Origin of the sequence: Rhodopseudomonas palustris HaA2, assembly GCF_000013365.1 — a bacterium.
Taxonomy (GTDB): domain Bacteria; phylum Pseudomonadota; class Alphaproteobacteria; order Rhizobiales; family Xanthobacteraceae; genus Rhodopseudomonas; species Rhodopseudomonas palustris_J.
In genome coordinates, this window is the sequence record NC_007778.1 from 2,575,720 (window position 1) to 2,594,829 (window position 19,110).

The following is a 19,110-nucleotide window of genomic DNA, read 5'->3' on the forward strand; positions in this document are numbered from 1 at the left end:
GCTGCAGCGGCGTAAATCGGGCTATTCTGCGACTGGATCGCGATGTGCCCCCTGATCAATATTGATCTCCAAAGTATTTACCCCTCGTATAAACCCGCAGTTTTCTGGTCTATGCGCGGCAAGATCGGATTGAATACTAGTCTATCGATCTGGATGACTGCGGAACCTTAAGTATACATGATGAGGAGCCGGCTCCCTCAACGCTCTTAAACTTTTCTGCACTTAACCAATTTCGCTAAAACTAGATGAAAAGAAGCGGCAATTATTGACCAATTACAGGCTTTAAGACTATTTTAACCTCATGAGCGAGCCGCCACGAATGTGGCTCGTCGATGGAGGTTGTGGTCTATGAATGCTCCCGTCCTGCTGGCACAGCTGTCTGGCTCGTCTCCGGATTCATCGGCCATCTCCAAGCCATTGAAGCTTGCAAAGCCCCAGAGCGGGCAGGCCGTGACCGTCCATCTCGACGGTGCAACCAAGATCGACTTCAGCGCCATTTCGAGCGAGAAACTGACGTTCGTTCGCATCGGCGATCGACTGATCATCCTGTTCGACAACCAGTCGACGGTCTCGATCGATCCGGTGTTCAGCAACACCGGCGCGCCGCTGCCGGAAGTGTCGTTCGATATGGGCCTGGACCGCGTGCTGAACGGCACTGCGTTTGCCGAGCTGTTTCCGATTACGACCGATCAATCAGTGTTGCCGGCGGCGGGCACGCCCGGCGCGCCGTCGTCGCCGTCCGGTGCCAATTTCGGCTCGTTCACGATCGATGCGCTGTCGGGCGGGACGCCGCTGGATCTGCTCGGCGCGGAAGCCGCCGGGACGCAGGCCGTCGCCAATCAGCAGACCGCGACGTCGACGCCGATTCCGGGTGGGGCCGACACCATCATCCTCAATGAAGACGGTCTGTTCGAAGGCCAGCCCGGCGGTCTCGGCGACACCGGCGGCACGCTGACCAGCTTCACCGGCTCGCTCAATATCGACTTCGGCACCGACGTCATCGGCCGCAGCCTGGCCTTTGCGGCGGCGCAGCCCGGCCTGGCCGGGCTGACCTCGGGCGGGCAGGCGGTGAACCTGCAGTTCACCACCATCGACGGTCAACCGGTGCTGATCGGCTACACCGGCAGCGATCCGTCGGTCACGGCCAACCAAGTGTTCATCGTCTCGCTCGACGTCAACTCGACGATCCAGGGCAGCTACACCGTCACGCTGCTGCGTCCGCTCGATCATCCGATCGGCGGAACCGAAGACACGCTCAACCTGACGATCGCCGTCATCGCCACCGACGGCAGCGGAGACTCCGCGCCGCTGTCGATCGTGATTGGCGTCAATGACGATTCGCCGGTGGCGTCGACCGTGGCGTCGACCACGCTCGTCGAGCAGACCGGAGAGGGCAATACGTTCGTTTCCAGCGCCGTGACCGCGTCTCTCGGCATCGGCTGGGGTGCCGACAGCGGCAACAGTAGCATCGACGGTGGTTCGAGCGGTGCGGTGGCGCTCGGCGATCGGTCGCTGGTATTCGCCGACTCGACACTCGCCGCGCTCGCATCGCTCGGCCTGACCTCGAACGGCGAAGCGATCAGCTACGCGCTGTCGGCCGACGGCACCTCGATCGTCGCTAGCGCGGCCGGCGGCCGAGCCGTATTCACGGTGGCGCTGTCCGACACCGATAGCGGCAGCTACACCTTCACGCTGCTCGACAATCTCGACCATGTCGGCGCCAATGGCGCGACCCAGCCGCTGACCTTCGCGGTGGTCGCGACCGACGCCGACGGCGATCCGGTGGCCTCGAGCTTCATCGTCGACATCACCGACGACACGCCCGTGGCGAATCCGGGCACCGCGTCGACCGTCGAGGACGAGTCACTGCCGGGCGGCAACAACGAAGGTGACGGGCTGCTCGCCGCGGTGAGCGGCGTGTCGCTCAACATCGACTGGAATTCCGACGACGCCAACAGCAATGCCGGGCAGCCCGGCGACCGCTCCGTCGCCTTCACCGACGCCGACGTCACCGTGTCCGGTGCTTATGGTGAGACGCTGACGTCGCTCGGACAGGTGGTACGGTTCACGGTTTTGTCGACCGGCGAACTGGTCGGCTACACGGGGGAATCCGTGCCGACCTCCACCGGCGCGGCCAATGTGGTGCTGTTCGCGTCGTTGTCGGACATCAACAACGGCGAATACAGCTTCACGCTGGTGAAGCCGCTGGATCATGCGGCGGGCAGCGACGAAAACACGCTGTCGCTGACCTTCAACTACACCGCCACCGATTCGGACGGCGACAGCTCGTCGAACAGCTTCACCGTCAGCGTCGTCGACGACGTCCCGGTCGTCGGCACGCCCTATCAGGACGGCGTGGTCGAGGAAGAACAGCCGATCGTCGTCGGCGCCGGCAACGAGGATTTCGGCGGCGCCGGAGATGCCGACGGCGGCATCACGGTGGTCGGGGTTCCGATCGTCCTCAACGACCGCACCACGCAGTCGACCGGCGGCACGCTGGCGATCGCCTGGGGCGCCGACGACGCCAATGACGGCAACGGCCAGCCCGGCGATCGCGCGGTCGCCTTTACCGTAGAAGGTATCGCCGCGCTCGAGGCGCAGCAGCTGACCTCGCGCGGCCAGGACATCCACTACAAGGTCTTCACTGTGAATGGCGGCCAGGTGTTGGTCGCCTATACCGGCAGCACCGAACCGACGTCGGTCCCGTCCAACACCAATGCGGCGATCGCCGCAAATGTGGTGTTCACCGTCAGCCTGTCGGACTCTGGTTCGGGCTCGTATCAGTTCACGCTGATCGACACGATCGACCATCCGGGCGAGGTGCAGGGCGAGGAGTCGCTGGCACTGCAGTTCCAGTTCACCGCGACCGACAGCGATGGCGACACCACCGCGCCGGCATCGTTCAGCGTCAAGGTGATCGACGATTCGCCGGTCGCGGTCGGGACGATTCTCACCCGCACGGTCGAAGAGGAGCAACTCGCGGGCGGCAACGAGGACACCCGCGGAACTGGCGACGGCGATTTCACGCTGTTCGGCTTCGCCGATGTCACGACCGCGTCGGCCGGCGGCCCGCTCAACATTTTCTGGGGCGGCGACGATTCCAACGTCGGCGGCAGCAACGGCTACGCCGGCACGCAGGTCGCGGGCGACCGCTCGATCGTGTTCGGCGGCAGCGCCGGCGCCTACGTCGCGGACGGCGTGATCAGCGCGGCGGTCGCGGCGCAGTTCATCGGCGTCAGCGGCGGCAATGGCGCGATCAATCTCGCCGATTTGACGTCGGGTGGCCAGGCGCTGGTCTACACGCTGTCGGCTAACGGCACGGTGCTGACCGCGACCGCGGGCAATCAGACCGTTTTCACGGTCACTCTGTCGGACCAGGGCTCCGGCGGCGCCTACCTGTTCAATCTCAGCGGCGTGCTCGATCACCCGGTCAGCGGCAGCAGCGCGTCGCAGGAAGACGCGCTGTCCTTCACCTTCACCTTCACGGCGCGCGACGGCGACGGCGACATCGCCCGCAGCAGCTTCACCGTCAACGTCGTCGACGACAGCCCGGTGGCGAACACCGGCACGGCGTCGCGGGTCGAGGACGAATCGCTGGCCGGCGGCAACAACGAGACCGAAGCCCCCAATCTCGGCGCATCGGTGAGCAACGTTTCGCTCAACATCGCCTGGGGCGCGGACAGCGCCAACGACGGCGACGGCCAGCCGGGCGACCGCTCGGTGGCGTTCAGCAACGCCAATGTCGCGGTCTCGGGCGCCTATCAGGGCACGACTCTGACGTCCCGCGGCGTCGCGGTTCACACTACGGTTTTGTGGGACGGCACTTTGGTCGGCTACACCGGCCCGACGGCACCGACCTCTACGAGCGCGAGCAACGTGGTGTTCTTCGCCACGCTGTCGGACGCCGACAGCGGCGCTTACAGCTTCACGCTGGTGAAGCCGCTCGACCATGCGGCGGGCAACGGCGAGAACACGCTGGCGCTGACCTTCAACTACACCGCGACCGATTCCGACGGCGACACCGCGTCGAACAGCTTCACCGTCAGCATCGTCGACGACGCCCCGGTGATCGGCACGCCGTTCCAGGGTGGCGTGGTCGAGGAAGAGCAGTGGATCGTGGTCGGTCCGGGCAACGAGGACACCTCGGGCGCGGCCGACGGCGATTATTGGGGCAGCTTCTTCGGCATCCCGTATTTCGTTGACGCCACCACCGAAACCACCGGCGGCACGCTGGCGATCGCGTGGGGCGCGGACAACGCCAACGACAACAACGGCCAGCCCGGCGATCGCACGGTGTCATTCACCGCCGCCGGCATCGCGGATCTCCAAGCACAGCTGCTGACCTCGCGCGGCGAGACGATCCACTACAAGGTCTTCACCCTCAACGGCGCCGAGGTGCTGGTGGCCTACACCGGCGATACCCCGCCATCGGCGGTGCCGTGGAGCACCGGCGCGGCGATCGCCGCCAACGTGGTGTTCATCGTCGGGCTGTCGGATTCCGGCAACGGCTCCTATGCGTTCACGCTGATCGACACCATCGACCATCCCGGCGCGGTGCAGGGCGAAGATGCGTTGCCGCTCACCTTCGGATTCGCCGCCACGGATTCGGACGGCGACACCGTCACCAGCAGCTTCACGGTCAAGATCGTCGACGATGCGCCGGTGATCGGCCGGCCGGACGACGAGACCGTGCGCGAAGTCGATCTACCGACCACGAATTACGACACCACGCACCCCGACTATCCGACTTCGACGGTGCAGACCGGCGACCTGGACATCTCCTGGGGCGCCGACGACAACAATTCCGGTGCGATCAGCAACCGCTCGGTGGCGTTCACCACCGCAGCCGGCGCGACCGGGCTGACCTCGGACGGCTCGCCGATCAGCTATTCGATCTCCGCCGATGGCACCACGCTGACCGCGGTCACCGCCGACAGTCGCGTCGTGTTCACCGTCCAACTCTCCGACAGCGGCGACGGTCGCTACACCTTCACCCTGTTCGACAATATCGATCATCCGTCGTCCGGCCCGAACGACGACAGCCTGCCGCTGACCTTCGGCTTCCAGGCGACCGACGGCGACGGCGACACCGCAACCAGCAGCTTCACCGTCACCATCCGGGACGATGAGCCGACGGTGGGCCCGAACACCACGGTGCGGCTGGATGACGACACTCTCGGTGGCAACCCCGGCGGCAATGGCGATGATGCAGACGCGATCGCTAAGACCGGCACGCTGGTGCACAATGGCGGCGCCGACGGCACCGCATCGGTGCTGTGGTCGACCGCCGGTTTGACGCTGCCCTCTGGCTTCTGGTTCGAGGTCTCAGCGGACGGCACGGTGATGACGATCACGCAGGATCAGGGCAACGGCTATGTGCCGGTCCTGACCATGACGATCACCAATACGACGACGGGCGCCTACTCGGTCGCGCAGGTGGCGCCGATCGATCACCCGCAAGGCACGATGCCGGGCTACGAGGACAACGTCCAGTTCACCGTCTCCTATATCGTCACCGATGGCGACGGTGACATCAAGACCGGCACGATCAGCGTCAATGTCGACGACGATACCCCGACGGTCGGTGCCAATGCGCTGATCCAGCTCGACGACGACGCCTTGCCGGGCGGCAATGCCGGCGGCGTCGGCGACGATGTCGAAGCCACCGTGCTGACTGGCGTGCTGTCGCATAGCGGCGGTGCCGACGGCACCGCGTCGGTGCTCTGGGCGCCCAACGGACTCACCCTGCCGTTCGGCTTCTGGTTCACGCTGTCGCCCGACAGCAAGACGATGACGATCACGCAGTTGCAGGACGGCACCTATGTCGGCGTGTTCCAGGCCACCATCACCGACACGGCGACCGGCGCCTATCAGATCACCCCGCTGGCAGCGGTGAGGCACAACACGCCCGGCATCGAGGACAATGTCGAGATCTCGTTCCAGTACCGCGTCACCGATGGCGACGGCGACGTCGCAACCGGCACGCTGAGCATCAATGTCGATGACGATACCGCGACCATCGGCGCCATTGCCACCCGGACGGTCACCGAACTGACCGCCTCGGGCTTCTCCAACGCGTTCCAGGCCCAGAGTCTGTCCGAAGTTTCGCTGAACATTTCCTGGGGCGCGGATGATGCGAACCCGACCGCGGGCGCGGGCGCGGGCGACCGTTCGATCGCCTTCGCCGCGTCGCTGGCGAATGCGGTGCCGGCTGGCGTCACCTCGAACGGTTTCGATCTGGTCTATCTGCTGTCGGCGGACGGTCAGACCCTGACCGCGTATCGCTACGAGAACGGCCATTATCTCAACGGCGCCGGCGGTGATCTCGGCTCCGCGCCGTCGACCGGCGCGCGGGTGTTCTCGGTCTCGCTGTCCGATAGCGGCAGCGGTTCCTACAGCTTCACGCTGTACGACAACCTCGACCACGCCAGCGGCGCAGGCGCCAATACGCTGCCGCTGAATTTCGGCTTCACCGCGACCGACAGCGACGGCGACGCCACCAGTGGTTCGTTCACGGTCGCGGTGACTGACGACGTGCCGGTCGCGACCGGCGCACCGGATCTCGGCGCTGTGACGGAAGTTGCGCTGGATGGCGGTCTGTCGCTCACAACCGGCGCGCTGAACATCGACTGGAACGCCGACGATTTCGGCGGCCGCCACCTTGAATTCGTCACCTCCGGCGGCAATCCGGTGATCACGCCGGGTCTGACGTCGGATGGGGTGCCGCTCGTCTATGTCGTCCGCGCCGCCAGCAATGGCTTCGATCAGGAACTGATCGCCTACAAGACCGGCGACGCGCAGATCGATAGCAACGCTGTCTTCATCATCGCTTTGAATTCGCCATCGAACCCGACCTACGTATTCACGCTTTACCAGAATCTCGATCACACCGGCGTCAACGGCACGACGCTGCCGGTGACGTTCGAGGTGCGCGGCGTGGACGGCGATGGGGACACGGTCGACCAGACGGTGACGGTGAACGTCGCCGACGATACACCGACGCTGACGCAGACCTATCGCTACAACGACGTCTACGAGGCCCAGCTCAGCGGCGGCCCCGATGTCGACGGTCACAACTTCGCGGTGCAGTTCGGCGCCGACGGCTACGGCGCGACTGCTTTCACCGGGGCGATCAAGCTCGATATCGGGCCGGGGCTCGCCGGCAATGTCAGCTTCGACCTGTCCGCGGGGGCGCACCGCGAGCCGCTGCTGACGTCAGAGGGGCGGGCGATCACCTTCGTCAAGGTCGACGCCAACACCATCCGCGGCTATGTCGCGTCGGCGGACAATGGCGGCAATGCCGACGAAACGATCATCGAGATCAAGCTCACCGACACCGATGCCAGCGCGACCACGACCCTTTACGGGGTGATCGACCACATCGCCGTGCAGGACGGGTCGCAGATCGAGGGCATCCGGGTCGACGCCACCGTGGCCTTCAGCGACGGTGACGGCGATGTCGTCACCGGCATCATTCGGACGACCATTCACGACGACGCGCCGGTCTCGACCGGCGCCATCACGGCCTCCACCGTTCTGGACGACGACGCGTTCGCCGGCAATGCCGGTGGCGCCGGAGACGTTCTCGATGCAACGACCGTGAGCGGCGCGGCCAGCGCACTGTTCACGATCGGCGCCGACGGCCTCAAGAGCGTGGTGCTGGGAGCGACCACGGCCTTCAGCGCGATCTACACCGACGGCAACGGCGTCTCGCAGACCGAACAAGTCACCTGGGGCAATCCGACCGTCGTCAGTGGCGCGACCACCTGGATCGCATCCGGGGTCCACGGCGATGCGGCGACGCTGACGATCAACGCCGACGGGTCCTACACCTTCACGGTGCTCAAGCCGCTGGCGCATCCGACCTCCGGCGCGACCGAAGAGACGCTGACGCTGACGTTCAACTACACAGTGACCGACGGCGACAACGACGTTGCCGCCGGTTCGCTGACCGTCGAGGTCAACGACGACACCCCGACGCTGGCGCAGGTCTATCGCTATAACGACGTCCATGAGTCGCAGCTCGGCGGCGGTCCGGATGTCGATAGTCACAGCTTCGCGGTGCAATTCGGCGCCGACGGCTACGGCGCGACGGCCTTCACCGGCGCGATCAGGCTCGATATCGGGCCGGGGCTGGCCGGCAATGTCAGCTTCGACGTGTCGACGGGGGCGCACCGCGAGCCGCTGCTGACATCCGAGGGGCGGGCGATCACCTTCGTCAAGGTCGACGCCAACACCATCCGCGGCTACGTCGCGTCGGCGGATAACGGCGGCAACCCCGACGAAACGATTATCGAGATCAAGCTCACCGACACCGATGCGAGCGCGACGACGACGCTTTACGGGGTGATCGACCACATCGCCGTGCAGGATGGTTCGCAGATCGACGGCATCCGGGTCGACGCCACGGTGGCCTTCAGCGACGGTGACGGCGATGTCGTCACCGGCATCATCCGGACGACGATCAGCGACGACGTTCCGACGGTCGCGGTGATCGCCAACCAGTCGGTGACGGAAACGACCGCCTCGGGCTTCTCCAACGTGTTCCAGGCCCAGAGTCTGTCCAACGTCTCGTTGAATATTTCCTGGGGTGCGGACGACGCCAATCCGACCGCGGGCGCGGGCGCGCACGACCGCTCCGTCGCCTTCGCCGCGTCGCTGGCGAATGCAGTGCCGACCGGCGTCACCTCCAACGGCTTCGATCTGGTTTATCTGCTGTCGTCGGACGGCCAGACCCTGACCGCCTATCGCTACGAGAACGGGCACTTCCTGAATGGCGCCGGTGCCGATCTCGGCACGTCGCCGTCGAACTCGGCGCGCATATTCTCGGTCTCGCTGTCGGACAGCGGCAGCGGCTCCTACAGCTTCACGCTGTACGACAATCTCGACCATGCCAGCGGCGCCGGCGCCAACACGCTGCCGCTGAACTTCGGCTTCACCGCGACCGACAGCGACGGCGACGCCACCAGCGGCTCATTCACCGTCGACGTCGTCGACGACGTGCCGCTGGTCACGGCCAACGCCGAGGAAGGCGCGGTCGATGAGCGCTATCTCGACGGACCCCATCCGAGCACGTTCGGGAACCTCGCGATCGATTGGAACGCCGACGACCGCAACGTTCATCTCACCTTCACCAGCACGACGGTCACCGACGACCTCGGCAACGTGCTGGCGCTGACCTCGGGCGGAGTCGCGCTGAAATACGCCATCGTTTCGGCCGACGGCAGCACCAATCCGCTCGATGAGAAGTTGATCGCCTACAAGGACGGCGACACGCCCGACAACCCGGTCTTCACCGTCAATCTGATCGCCGCCGGCAACCCGTCCTACCAATTCGTGTTGTACCAGGCGCTCGATCATACCGGGACCTACGACGACACACTGACGCTGACCTTCGGCGCCACCGGCCACGACGGCGACGGCGATGCGGTGACGCAATCGTTCACGGTGACCCTCGAAGACTGGGCGCCGCAATCGAAGGACGTCGACGCAAAGACCATCGAGGAGGCGGCGGGCAGCGTTTCAACCGGCAATGTCGATATCGAGATCGATTTCGGCGCTGATGGCGACAGCGCCGGTGCGTCGGTCACGTTCGTCTCGGCCGGGCCGCTCACCGTCAAGACCCAGGACGGCAACGCCGTCTCGCTGACCTCGCTCGGCGTCGGCTTGAGCTACGTCCTTTCGGCCGACGGCGCCACGCTGACGGCGTATCGTTTCAACGGCACCGATTACATCAGCGAAACCGGCGTCTCGCTCGGCAGCGACCTCGCCAATGCCTCCGACGCCGCGGTGTTCACCGTGACGCTGTCCGACTCCGGCACCGGCTCGTACAACTTCACCCTGCTGCAACCGCTCGACCATCCGAGCGCCACCGGCAGCACGCAGCAGCTCACGCTCAATTTCGGCTTCCGGATCGAGGACGCCGACGGCGATGATGACTTCACCAATAGTTTCAGCGTCATCGTCGACGCTGCGGGGGTGGTCTCGACCGGTTACACCGCGCCGGACTCGGCGGTGTTCGTCAACATGAGCGAGACCTCACAGACCGTCGATGGCCAGACCGTGGCCGCGCACAGCGTCACCGACCGGGCTTCCGTGACCGACCGGGTGGTCGGACTGGATCGTCTCGGCTCCATCACGATGGCCGATGGCGGCAGCGCCGACGACATCCTGGTCGGCGGGGTGGGCGACAACAAGCTGTTCGGCAACGGCGGCAACGACACCCTGATCGGCGGCGGCGGCTCGAACACCATCCAGGGCGGCGCCGGCAACGATACGATCATCTACAACGTCGGCAGCGGCGGCGTCGACACCGTCGAGGGCGGATCGGACACCGACACCCAGATCATCGTCGGCACCGGCGGCGCCGAGACGTTCAACATCAACGCCGTCAGCCTCGGCGGCATCAGCCATGTCGCGGCCAACATCGGCGCCACCGTCGAGTTGGCGGACGGCGCCAACTACGAGGTCGCCACCACCGCGGTCGAGGAGTGGGTGGTCAATGGCGGCGGCGGCGGCGACACGTTCAGTGTCACCGGGGCTCTGCTCGGCACCGGGCTCGCCACGTCGACGCTGCACATCGACGGCGGTGACGGCAACGACGTAGTCGATCTGTCCGGCTATGCCGGCGACATCCGCGTCGTCTCGGACGGCGGCGCCGACGCCGACCGCGTGCAATTCGGCTTCGACTACAACGAAGCGACCTACGCCAAGGTGTTCGCTCTGGACGGCGTGACGCTGATCGGCGTCGATGTCACCTACAACGGCGTCACCAGCACCTTCACCAACTACGAAAGCTTCGTCTTCACCGACGGCACGCGGCTGCTGCCCGCGCTGTTCAATACGGCGCCGGTCGCGCAGGACGACACGATCATGGCGTCCGAAGACGCGCCGCTGACCATCGACTCGCTGCTCCGCCTGCTCGACAACGACAGCGACATCGACGGAAACACGTTGACTGTGACCGGCGTCGCGAACGCGACGCACGGCACGGTGTCGCTGAACAACGGCAATCCGATCTTCACCCCGGACGCGAATTTCTCCGGAGTCGCCGGTTTCGACTACACCGTCAGCGACGGCAACGGCGGCAGCGCCACGGCGCACGTCACGGTCGACGTCGCGCCGAAAGCGGATGCGCCGGTGCTGTCGATCAGCAGCACGAATCCGACCACGGCGGAAGAAGGCGCGATCGACCTGGCGGTCGGCGCGGCACTGGCCGATCTCGACGGCTCGGAGACCATGACCGTCTCCCTCGGCGGCGTGCCGAGCGGCTTCGTGCTGACCGACGGACAAGGCCATTCGGCGCTGTCGACCGGTGCCGCGATCGTCGTCACCGGCTGGACTCTGTCCACGCTCAGCCTGACCCCGCCGTCGAACTACAACGGCGCGTTCACCGTCCAGGTCAGTGCCACCGTCACCGACAGCGCCGTATTGTCGGATGGCCAGACCCACACCGACGTCCGAACCGAGGTCCAGTCGATCAATGTCGTCGTGACCCCGGCCAACGACGTCCCGGTCGCGGGGGCCGACGCGCTGTCGTCGGTCAAGGAGGACAGCGGCGTCCGGATCATCAGCTTCGCCTCGCTGCTCGGTAACGACTCCGCGGGCCCGGCCAATGAATCCGGTCAGAGCCTGACCATCACGGCGCTGTCGAACGTCGTCGGCGGCACCGCGACGATCAGCGGCACCAACATCCTGTTCACGCCGGCCGCCAATTTCAACGGCACCGCGTCGTTCGACTACACCGTTCAGGACAACGGCCAGACCGCCGGCGTCGACGACTTCAAGTCCAACGTCGGTCATGCCTCGTTCACGGTGACGCCGGTGGCCGATGCGCCGGTCGGCACCAGCAACACGGTGACCGCGACCGAAGACGGCGCCCACGTTTTCACGGCGGCGGAATTCGGCTTCACCGATCCGCTCGACAGTCCGGCGAACAACTTCACCGGCGTGGTGATCTCGACGCTGCCCATGGCAGGCACGCTGACCAATCACGGCGTCGCGGTGACGGCCGGATCGATGGTGTCGATCGCCGACATCAATGCCGGCCATCTGGTGTATACGCCGGCCGCGAACGGCGCCGGCGACGACTACGCGTCGTTCACCTTCCGGGTGCAGGACGACGGCTCAGTGTCGGGGCAGGGCGTACGACTCGAGTTCCAACTCGCGTCTGGTTGGACCGGCACCTCGGGCACCAACTACGGATGGGGAACCGCGACACAGGCGCCGGGCCTCTCACCCAATCAAACCGCGGTTGCCTTCGCAGAGAGTGTGACGGGCAGCACGATCAGGACGGACGCGTCCGGGCAGCCCAACGCGATCGCCACGACGGGTGCGACCTATCACCTGACGTTCGATCATCTGCAATACGTCGGATACGGCGCAGGGACGATCACGATCGACGTCTACGCAGGTACGACGCTGATCGGGCACTTCACCCACAACTTCAACGCCGCGAATCCGACCGTGAGCTACGACACGACGACGGCGGTCCCAGTCGGAGAAGATGGAAACAGCCTGAGCGTCGTATTCACCGCAAACAGCACCTTCGCGCTGGACAACGTCTCGCTCAGCCAGGTTGTCAGTCCCGGTGTCTACGGGGCTAACCTGCTGGTCAACGGCGACTTTGGTTCCGGCAGCTACTACATCGGCGACAATGTCGACGACACGCCCAAGACGATGACGATCGACGTCACGCCGGTCAACGACCTGCCGGTGGCGGTGATCGACAACCCGTCCGGAAGCGCGCCGGGCTACACGATCACTGAAGACACCATTTGGGCGACCTTCAATGCGATCGGCAATGATACGCTCGATCCCGACGCAGGCGCGCCGAACAATATCACCATTACCGCGGTCACCATCCCGACCAACTATATCGGCATCACCGACAGCGATCTTCGCGTGACGGTCGACCCCGACAACAAGATCAGGGTCGAACTGCTCGGCGCGGATTGGCAGAAGCTCGGCAGCGGTTCGTCGCTGGTCATCCCGATCAGCTACACGCTGCATGGCGACGGGACCGATGTCTCGACCGCGCAGATGATGGTCCGCGTCACCGGCGTCAACGATGCGCCTGTACTTGACGTCTCGAAAGCGCCGGCGATCACGCTGGCCGAGGACGCCGGAGCTCCGAGCTTCGCCGGGAAGGTGCAGGTCTCGTCGCTGGTCGGCTTCGCCGGGACGGCCGGGATCGGCAATGTTACCGACGATGGATATATCGTGGGCATCGCCATCACCGGCGCCAACGCGGCGAACGGAACCTGGTCGTGGTCGATGGACGGCATTAACTGGTCGCAGATCAACGCAGCCAGCCTGTCGGACAGCCACGCGCTGCTATTGTATGGCGACTACTACGTCTATTTCCAGCCGGCTGCCGGCTTCGACGGCACTGTCAGCAATGGGCTGACGATCCGCGCCTGGGATCAGTCCGCGGGCACGCCTGGCAGCTATGCCAACACCACCACGAACGGCGGCAGCACGGCGTTCTCGTCGGCGACCGACACGGTGGTGGTGAACGTCACCGGCGTCGATGATCCGACGATGATCAGCGGCGACACGGCCGGGACCATCCGGGAGTTGGGCGGTATTGCCAACAGTCAGAGCGATCCGCTCAACGGCGTCGCGCGCGGGGACCTCAACTCCGTCGATCCAGACAGCGGTGCCGGCAACGATCTGTGGCAGTTAGTATCCGTCACCGGAAGCGACAACGGCTATGGCTGGTACCAGATCACGGCGGACGGCCAGTGGACCTACAGTCTCAACGACGCGCTGCCGGCGATCCAGGCGCTGAAGGAAAACCAGGCCACCTTGACCGACAGCTTCACGGTCTATACCCAGGACGGCACCGCTCAAACCGTCACCGTGCAGATCCTCGGCAACAACGACGCGCCGACGCTACAGACCGCGCTTGCCGACCAGACCTCGGCCGAGGACCAGCCGTTCGGCTTCACCATCCCGGCGAACACATTCGCGGACGCCGATGGTCGGCTCGACGGCACGTCGAATCCGCTGACCTACGAGGCGGTGCTGAGCGACAACAGCGCGTTACCGGCCTGGCTCAGCTTCGATCCAGCCACGGGCACGTTCAGTGGGACGCCGCCGCAGGACTTCGTCGGCTCGATCGATGTCAAGGTCTACGCTTCGGACGGCGAGTATGCTGCGTCGGAAGGATTCACGCTGACCGTCACGCCGGTCAACGACAAGCCGGCGCTCGACCTCGACGGTAACGACAGTTCGGGCGAAACCGGTAGCGACTATCAGGCCAGCTACACGATCGGTGGCGTAGCGAAAGCGATCGCGGACGTGGATTCGCACCTGGGCGACGTCGACACCACGACGATGGCGTCGGCGATGATCGTCCTGACCAACGCGCAGGCCGGCGACGCGCTCAATCTGAATACGGCGCTGCTCGATGGCCTCGGCATCGTCACGCACACAGTGGACACATCGGTGGCCGGCAAGATCACCGTCACCCTCGGCGGATCGGCGTCGCTTGCTGCCTATGGGAGTGCGATCGAGTCGGTGACGTTCTCCAGCACCGGCGCGAGCGGCGTCGACCGCACCGTCACCGTCACCGTGAGTGACGGCTCTGCGTGGTCCGACGTCGCCACCACCACCATCGACGTGACGCCTGCCTCTTCGACTGCGGTCGCGCAGGGCGACACAATTTCCTTGGTACCGACAGGCTGGACCTGGCTGTCCGATAACGGCCACATCTACAAATTCGTCGGCACCTCGACGTCGTGGGATGCGGCGGTTTCGTCCGCTGCTTCGATGATCGCAGGTCAGTCCTATCTCGCGACCGTCACCAGCGCGGGCGAGGACGGCCTGATCGACTCCCTTGTCGGTTCCGGCAACCGCAGCTATCTCGGCGCGTCCGATGCGGCCACAGACGGCACTTGGGTCTGGGCGACCGGTCCGGAAGCGGGGCAGGTGCTGTACATGGGCGGTCTTGCCGTCAACGGCGCCTATACGGACTGGAGCGGCTCCGGACCGAGCGGGACTTCGCCGGGCGGGTTTGAAGAGGACTACCTGGCGACCGATCTCAGTCACTTCTGGAACGACGTCTCTTTGAGCGGCAGTTCCAATACGATCGGCTATACCGCGGAAGCGGGCGGCGGAGGCACAACCTACGCCGCGATCACCGAGGACGCGCCGTTCTCGTTCTCGCAGAGCTGGTTGCTGAGCAACGACAGCAACGCGCCGGCGGCGATCGCGTCGGTGTCGTCGACCAGCGCCAAGGGCGCGGCGGTCAGCTATGACGCGCTGACAGGACTGATCACCTACAATGCGTCCGGTTCGACGACGTTGCAGCATCTCGCTGCGGGCGAAGCCACGACCGATACCTTCACCTACACGATCGACGACGGCAACGGCGGCACCTCGACCGCGACCGTCACCGTGAACGTGCAGGGCGTCAACGACGTGCCCACTGGCACGAACGCCTCGCTGACGGTCAGTGAAGACGTCACCCGCGTGCTGATGCTGGCCGACTTCGGCTACGTCGACGACGACGGCGATGCGATGAGCGGCGTGACGATCACGTCGCTGTCGGCCAACGCCGGGCTGGGTCAGTTGCTCTACGGCAACGTCGCGGTCACAGTCGGTCAGTTCATCTCGGCGGCCGACATCGCCGCCGGCATGCTGAACTTCGCGCCCGTGGACAATGTTTTCACCAATGTCGGCAGTGTCAGCTTCGGCTTCGAGGTGATGGACAGCACCGGCACCAGCGACGCCACCGAGAGGACGATCACCATTGGGTTCGGCAACGCGAACCAGGGGGACTTCACGTCACCCAACTACGACAGTCTCGTTGACGTGGTGCAGAATGCTGGTGTTTATTCCTATAGTGACGCTGGCGGTAGCGACACATTGCGAATCCCGAACTCCAATTTTGCGACGCTGACGTCGCTGAGCTTCCTGCGCAGCGACAACAACCTCGAGATCGGATGGGCGAGCTACGGCAGCAACGGCTACGCCACCGTCCTTAATCAATATGTCGGCACAAACCAGTTCGAGAACTTCCTGTTCCAGAGCAATGCAAGCTACGGGGGCGTCGCCATTGCGGGGCTCTATACTCTTGCGCAAAGCCTCGACAACACGGGTCTGTCCGGGTCGAGGATCATTGCCGGCACCGAGGCCAGCGACAGTATCTATGGTGGCGTCAACACCGATCTCATGTTCGGCAATGGCGGCCACGACACGCTGTACGGCAATGCCGGCAACGACCTGCTGATCGGGGGACTTGGCAATGACCGGCTCGAAGGCGGCTTGAACGACGACACCTATCTGTTCAGCCTCGCCGACGGCAACGACACGATTTTCGATGCCGGCGGAACCGGCGACAGGATCGTCATCAAGACCAACGGCGCCGACCTGACGGGGCTCAATGCCCACGACACCAGTTCCGCGGCAGGGACCGGCCATCTGATGATCCAGTTCAATGGTCAGTCGGTCGATGTCGAAGCCCAGTACGACGGCACCGGCTATGCGGTGAACACCATCAACTTCGACAATGGCACCGTGTACGGCTATACGCTGGGTGATTACACCTTCAACGGCTCGGATCCGGCGACCGACGCGGACGGCTTCCGCACCGTCAGCGTCTCGACCGGCAATAACTTCATTGCCGGCGAAATCGAAGCGGCCAACAAGATCACCGGTGGCTCGGGTGCGGACCTGATCTTCGGCGGCGATCTGGCCGATACGCTCAACGGCGGCGGAGGCAACAATCTGATCGTTGGCGGCAAGGGCAACGACACGCTCAGCGCCAGCACCGGCAACGACGTGTTTGCGTTCGGCATCCAGGACGGCACCGACACGATCACCGACAGCAGCGGAATTGCCGACGCGATCTTCATCGACACCAACGGCGCGGCGTTGTCGGGCCTCTCGGCTTACGACAACAACAACGGGACGTCGTCCGGCAGTCTGGTGATCCAATACAACGGCCAGCAGATCACCGTGGTCGATCATTTCGGCGGCAAGGCGATCGAAAGGATCTCGTTCGATGGCGGCTCGGTCGACGGCTATGACCTCGGCACATCGATCTACACCGTGCGGACCGACGATCCGAATTCGAGCGGTGGTGCGCGCACCGTCGATCTGTCGTTCACTTCATCGGACAACTTCATCGCAGGCGAGGACGGCAGCGCCAACGCCATCACCGGCGGCAGCGCCAGGGACCTGATTTTCGGGGGCGGGCATGACGACTTCTTGTCCGGTGGCGAAGGAAGCGATCTGCTGATCGGCGGCGGTGGAAACGACTTGCTAGCCGGCGGCTCGGGCAACGACACGTTGCGTGGCGGCGCGGGGGCCGACACTTTCGAATTGTCCAATACGGGATCGTCCAATTTCGATACTATCCTCGACTACAGCAGCGCCGAGGGCGACACGCTCGATCTGTCGGCTCTGCTCGATGCGGCGTATGGCCCCGGCAACAACGTCGATGCCAGTTTCGTTAGGCTGGTGAATGAGGGCAACGACGTGAAGGTCCAGGTCGACGTCGACGGTGCGACCGGCGGCCAGAACTGGGCGGATGTCGCGTTGCTGCAGGGCTACCACACGGCAGGCAACACCGTGCTGGCGCAGTTCGAGAACACCACTCACACGCTGACCGTCGCGGCCTGAGCCTCGGCAAAAAGTCAAAGACCCGCCGGTGATCGCCGGCGGGTCTTTTCATTTCGGTGCATCGTTGTCTGCGTCGTCGTCAGTGGCTCAGATCTTCTGCCCGCCCGGTCCGACGCCGACCGTCACGGTGATGCGCTGCAGTTCGATGCGGCCCTGCGGGAATTTGACTTCCAGCGTCACGGTGTCGGTGCCGGCGAAGTCGGCCTTGCTCTGGTAGAACGCGACGAAGCCCGGCACCTCAAGCGCCAGGCATTGCTTGTAGTTGGTGGCACTGATCTTGCCGCGCTTGATCTGCACCGTGCCGTTGCCGGGCGGGCTGACCAGCCGGATCGAGGGCAGCGGGCCGGAGCTGCAGTCCGGCTGGACGTTGACATAGACCCCGACGCGGACCGGTTTGCCGGCGGCGGCGCGGGCGTTGCGCTCGACCGTGGCGGTGGACGGTGGAGCCGGGGAGGGCGCCGGCGACTGGGCGGCGGCCGCAGTCAGTGTGGCCGTCATTGCGCATGCGGCCAGTGCAGCGATCGTGCCCTTGCGCCTGGTTCTCGGTCCGTCGATCGTCGCCCGCATCGGTCGCTCGCTGTGGTCGCTGCCGGCGGCACCTTGCCGTAGTCCGTTGACGACTTCAACGATCCTGAGGTGGTCGCGCAGAAGAGGTTCAACGTTCGGCGCGGATCGGCGGACTCGCGTACCTCAAGCGTTGCCGGTCAGCCGCAGGATCGCCTCGACGACGTAGCGGCTGGATTGCGCGATCCATTGCGTCGCGCCGCCGAGGCCGGCGAGCGGCATCAGAAAGACCAGCCCGATCAGGATCAGCATGCCGTACGGCTCGAGACGCGCCAGCGGCCGTCCCAGCACGCGCGGTAGCAGGCCGACGGCGATCCGGCCGCCGTCGAGGGGCGGGATCGGGATCAGGTTGAAGATCGCCAGCACGACGTTGATCAGCAGCGCATTGGCGAGATTGCGCATCAGCCATTCGCCGGTCTCCCCGGGCAGGTCGATCAGGCGGATGGCGATCGCGGCGATCAGCGCCAGCGCGAGATTGATCGCGGGGCCGGCCGCTGCCACCAGGATCATGTCGCGCCGCGGGTTGCGCAATCCCCGAAAATTCACCGGCACCGGCTTGGCGTAGCCGAACAGGAACGGCGACTGGATCGCCAGCAGCAGCAGTGGCAGCAGCACCGTCCCGAACGGATCGATATGCTTGATCGGATTGAGCGTGACGCGGCCGAGCATCCATGCGGTGTTGTCGCCGCAGGCCCGCGCCACGTAAGCGTGCGCCGCCTCGTGAAAGGTGATCGCGATCACGAGCGGCAGCGCCCACACCGAGATCACCAGCATCATGGTGGAAAGAGGGTCCGACATCGATCGTCCTGATGGCGCCGGCGCCATCCGCCGTTGCTGGTTCCCGATATAGGACCTTGATCCGACCCGCGCCACCGCCGCGCGCGCCGCGGAGCGCATCATGGCCGCGAATTCATG

Annotated in this window: 3 protein-coding genes; 1 reads left to right on the forward strand and 2 read right to left on the reverse strand. The window is 65.1% G+C overall.

From position 1 onward, the window contains the following. The first annotated feature begins 348 nt into the window (after window positions 1–348). Window positions 349–17,631, forward strand: a complete 17,283-nt coding sequence (locus tag RPB_RS11280; RefSeq protein WP_080507775.1) for a tandem-95 repeat protein — start codon at window positions 349–351, stop codon at window positions 17,629–17,631. An 87-nt stretch (window positions 17,632–17,718) separates the two neighbouring features. Here the strand turns inward: RPB_RS11280 and RPB_RS11285 are convergent, their stop codons facing one another. Both RPB_RS11285 and RPB_RS11290 read right to left on the reverse strand, forming a co-directional pair. Beyond that, window positions 17,719–18,129 carry a hypothetical protein gene (locus RPB_RS11285; protein ID WP_157038811.1) on the reverse strand — a complete coding sequence of 137 codons (411 nt, stop codon included), beginning with the start codon at window positions 18,127–18,129 and terminating at the stop codon, window positions 17,719–17,721. 192 nt (window positions 18,130–18,321) lie between these two features. Then, the gene (locus tag RPB_RS11290) at window positions 18,322–18,993 is read right to left on the reverse strand and encodes a site-2 protease family protein (RefSeq protein WP_011441140.1); all 672 of its coding nucleotides are present in this window, start codon (window positions 18,991–18,993) and stop codon (window positions 18,322–18,324) included. Between the last annotated feature and the right edge of the window lie 117 nt (window positions 18,994–19,110).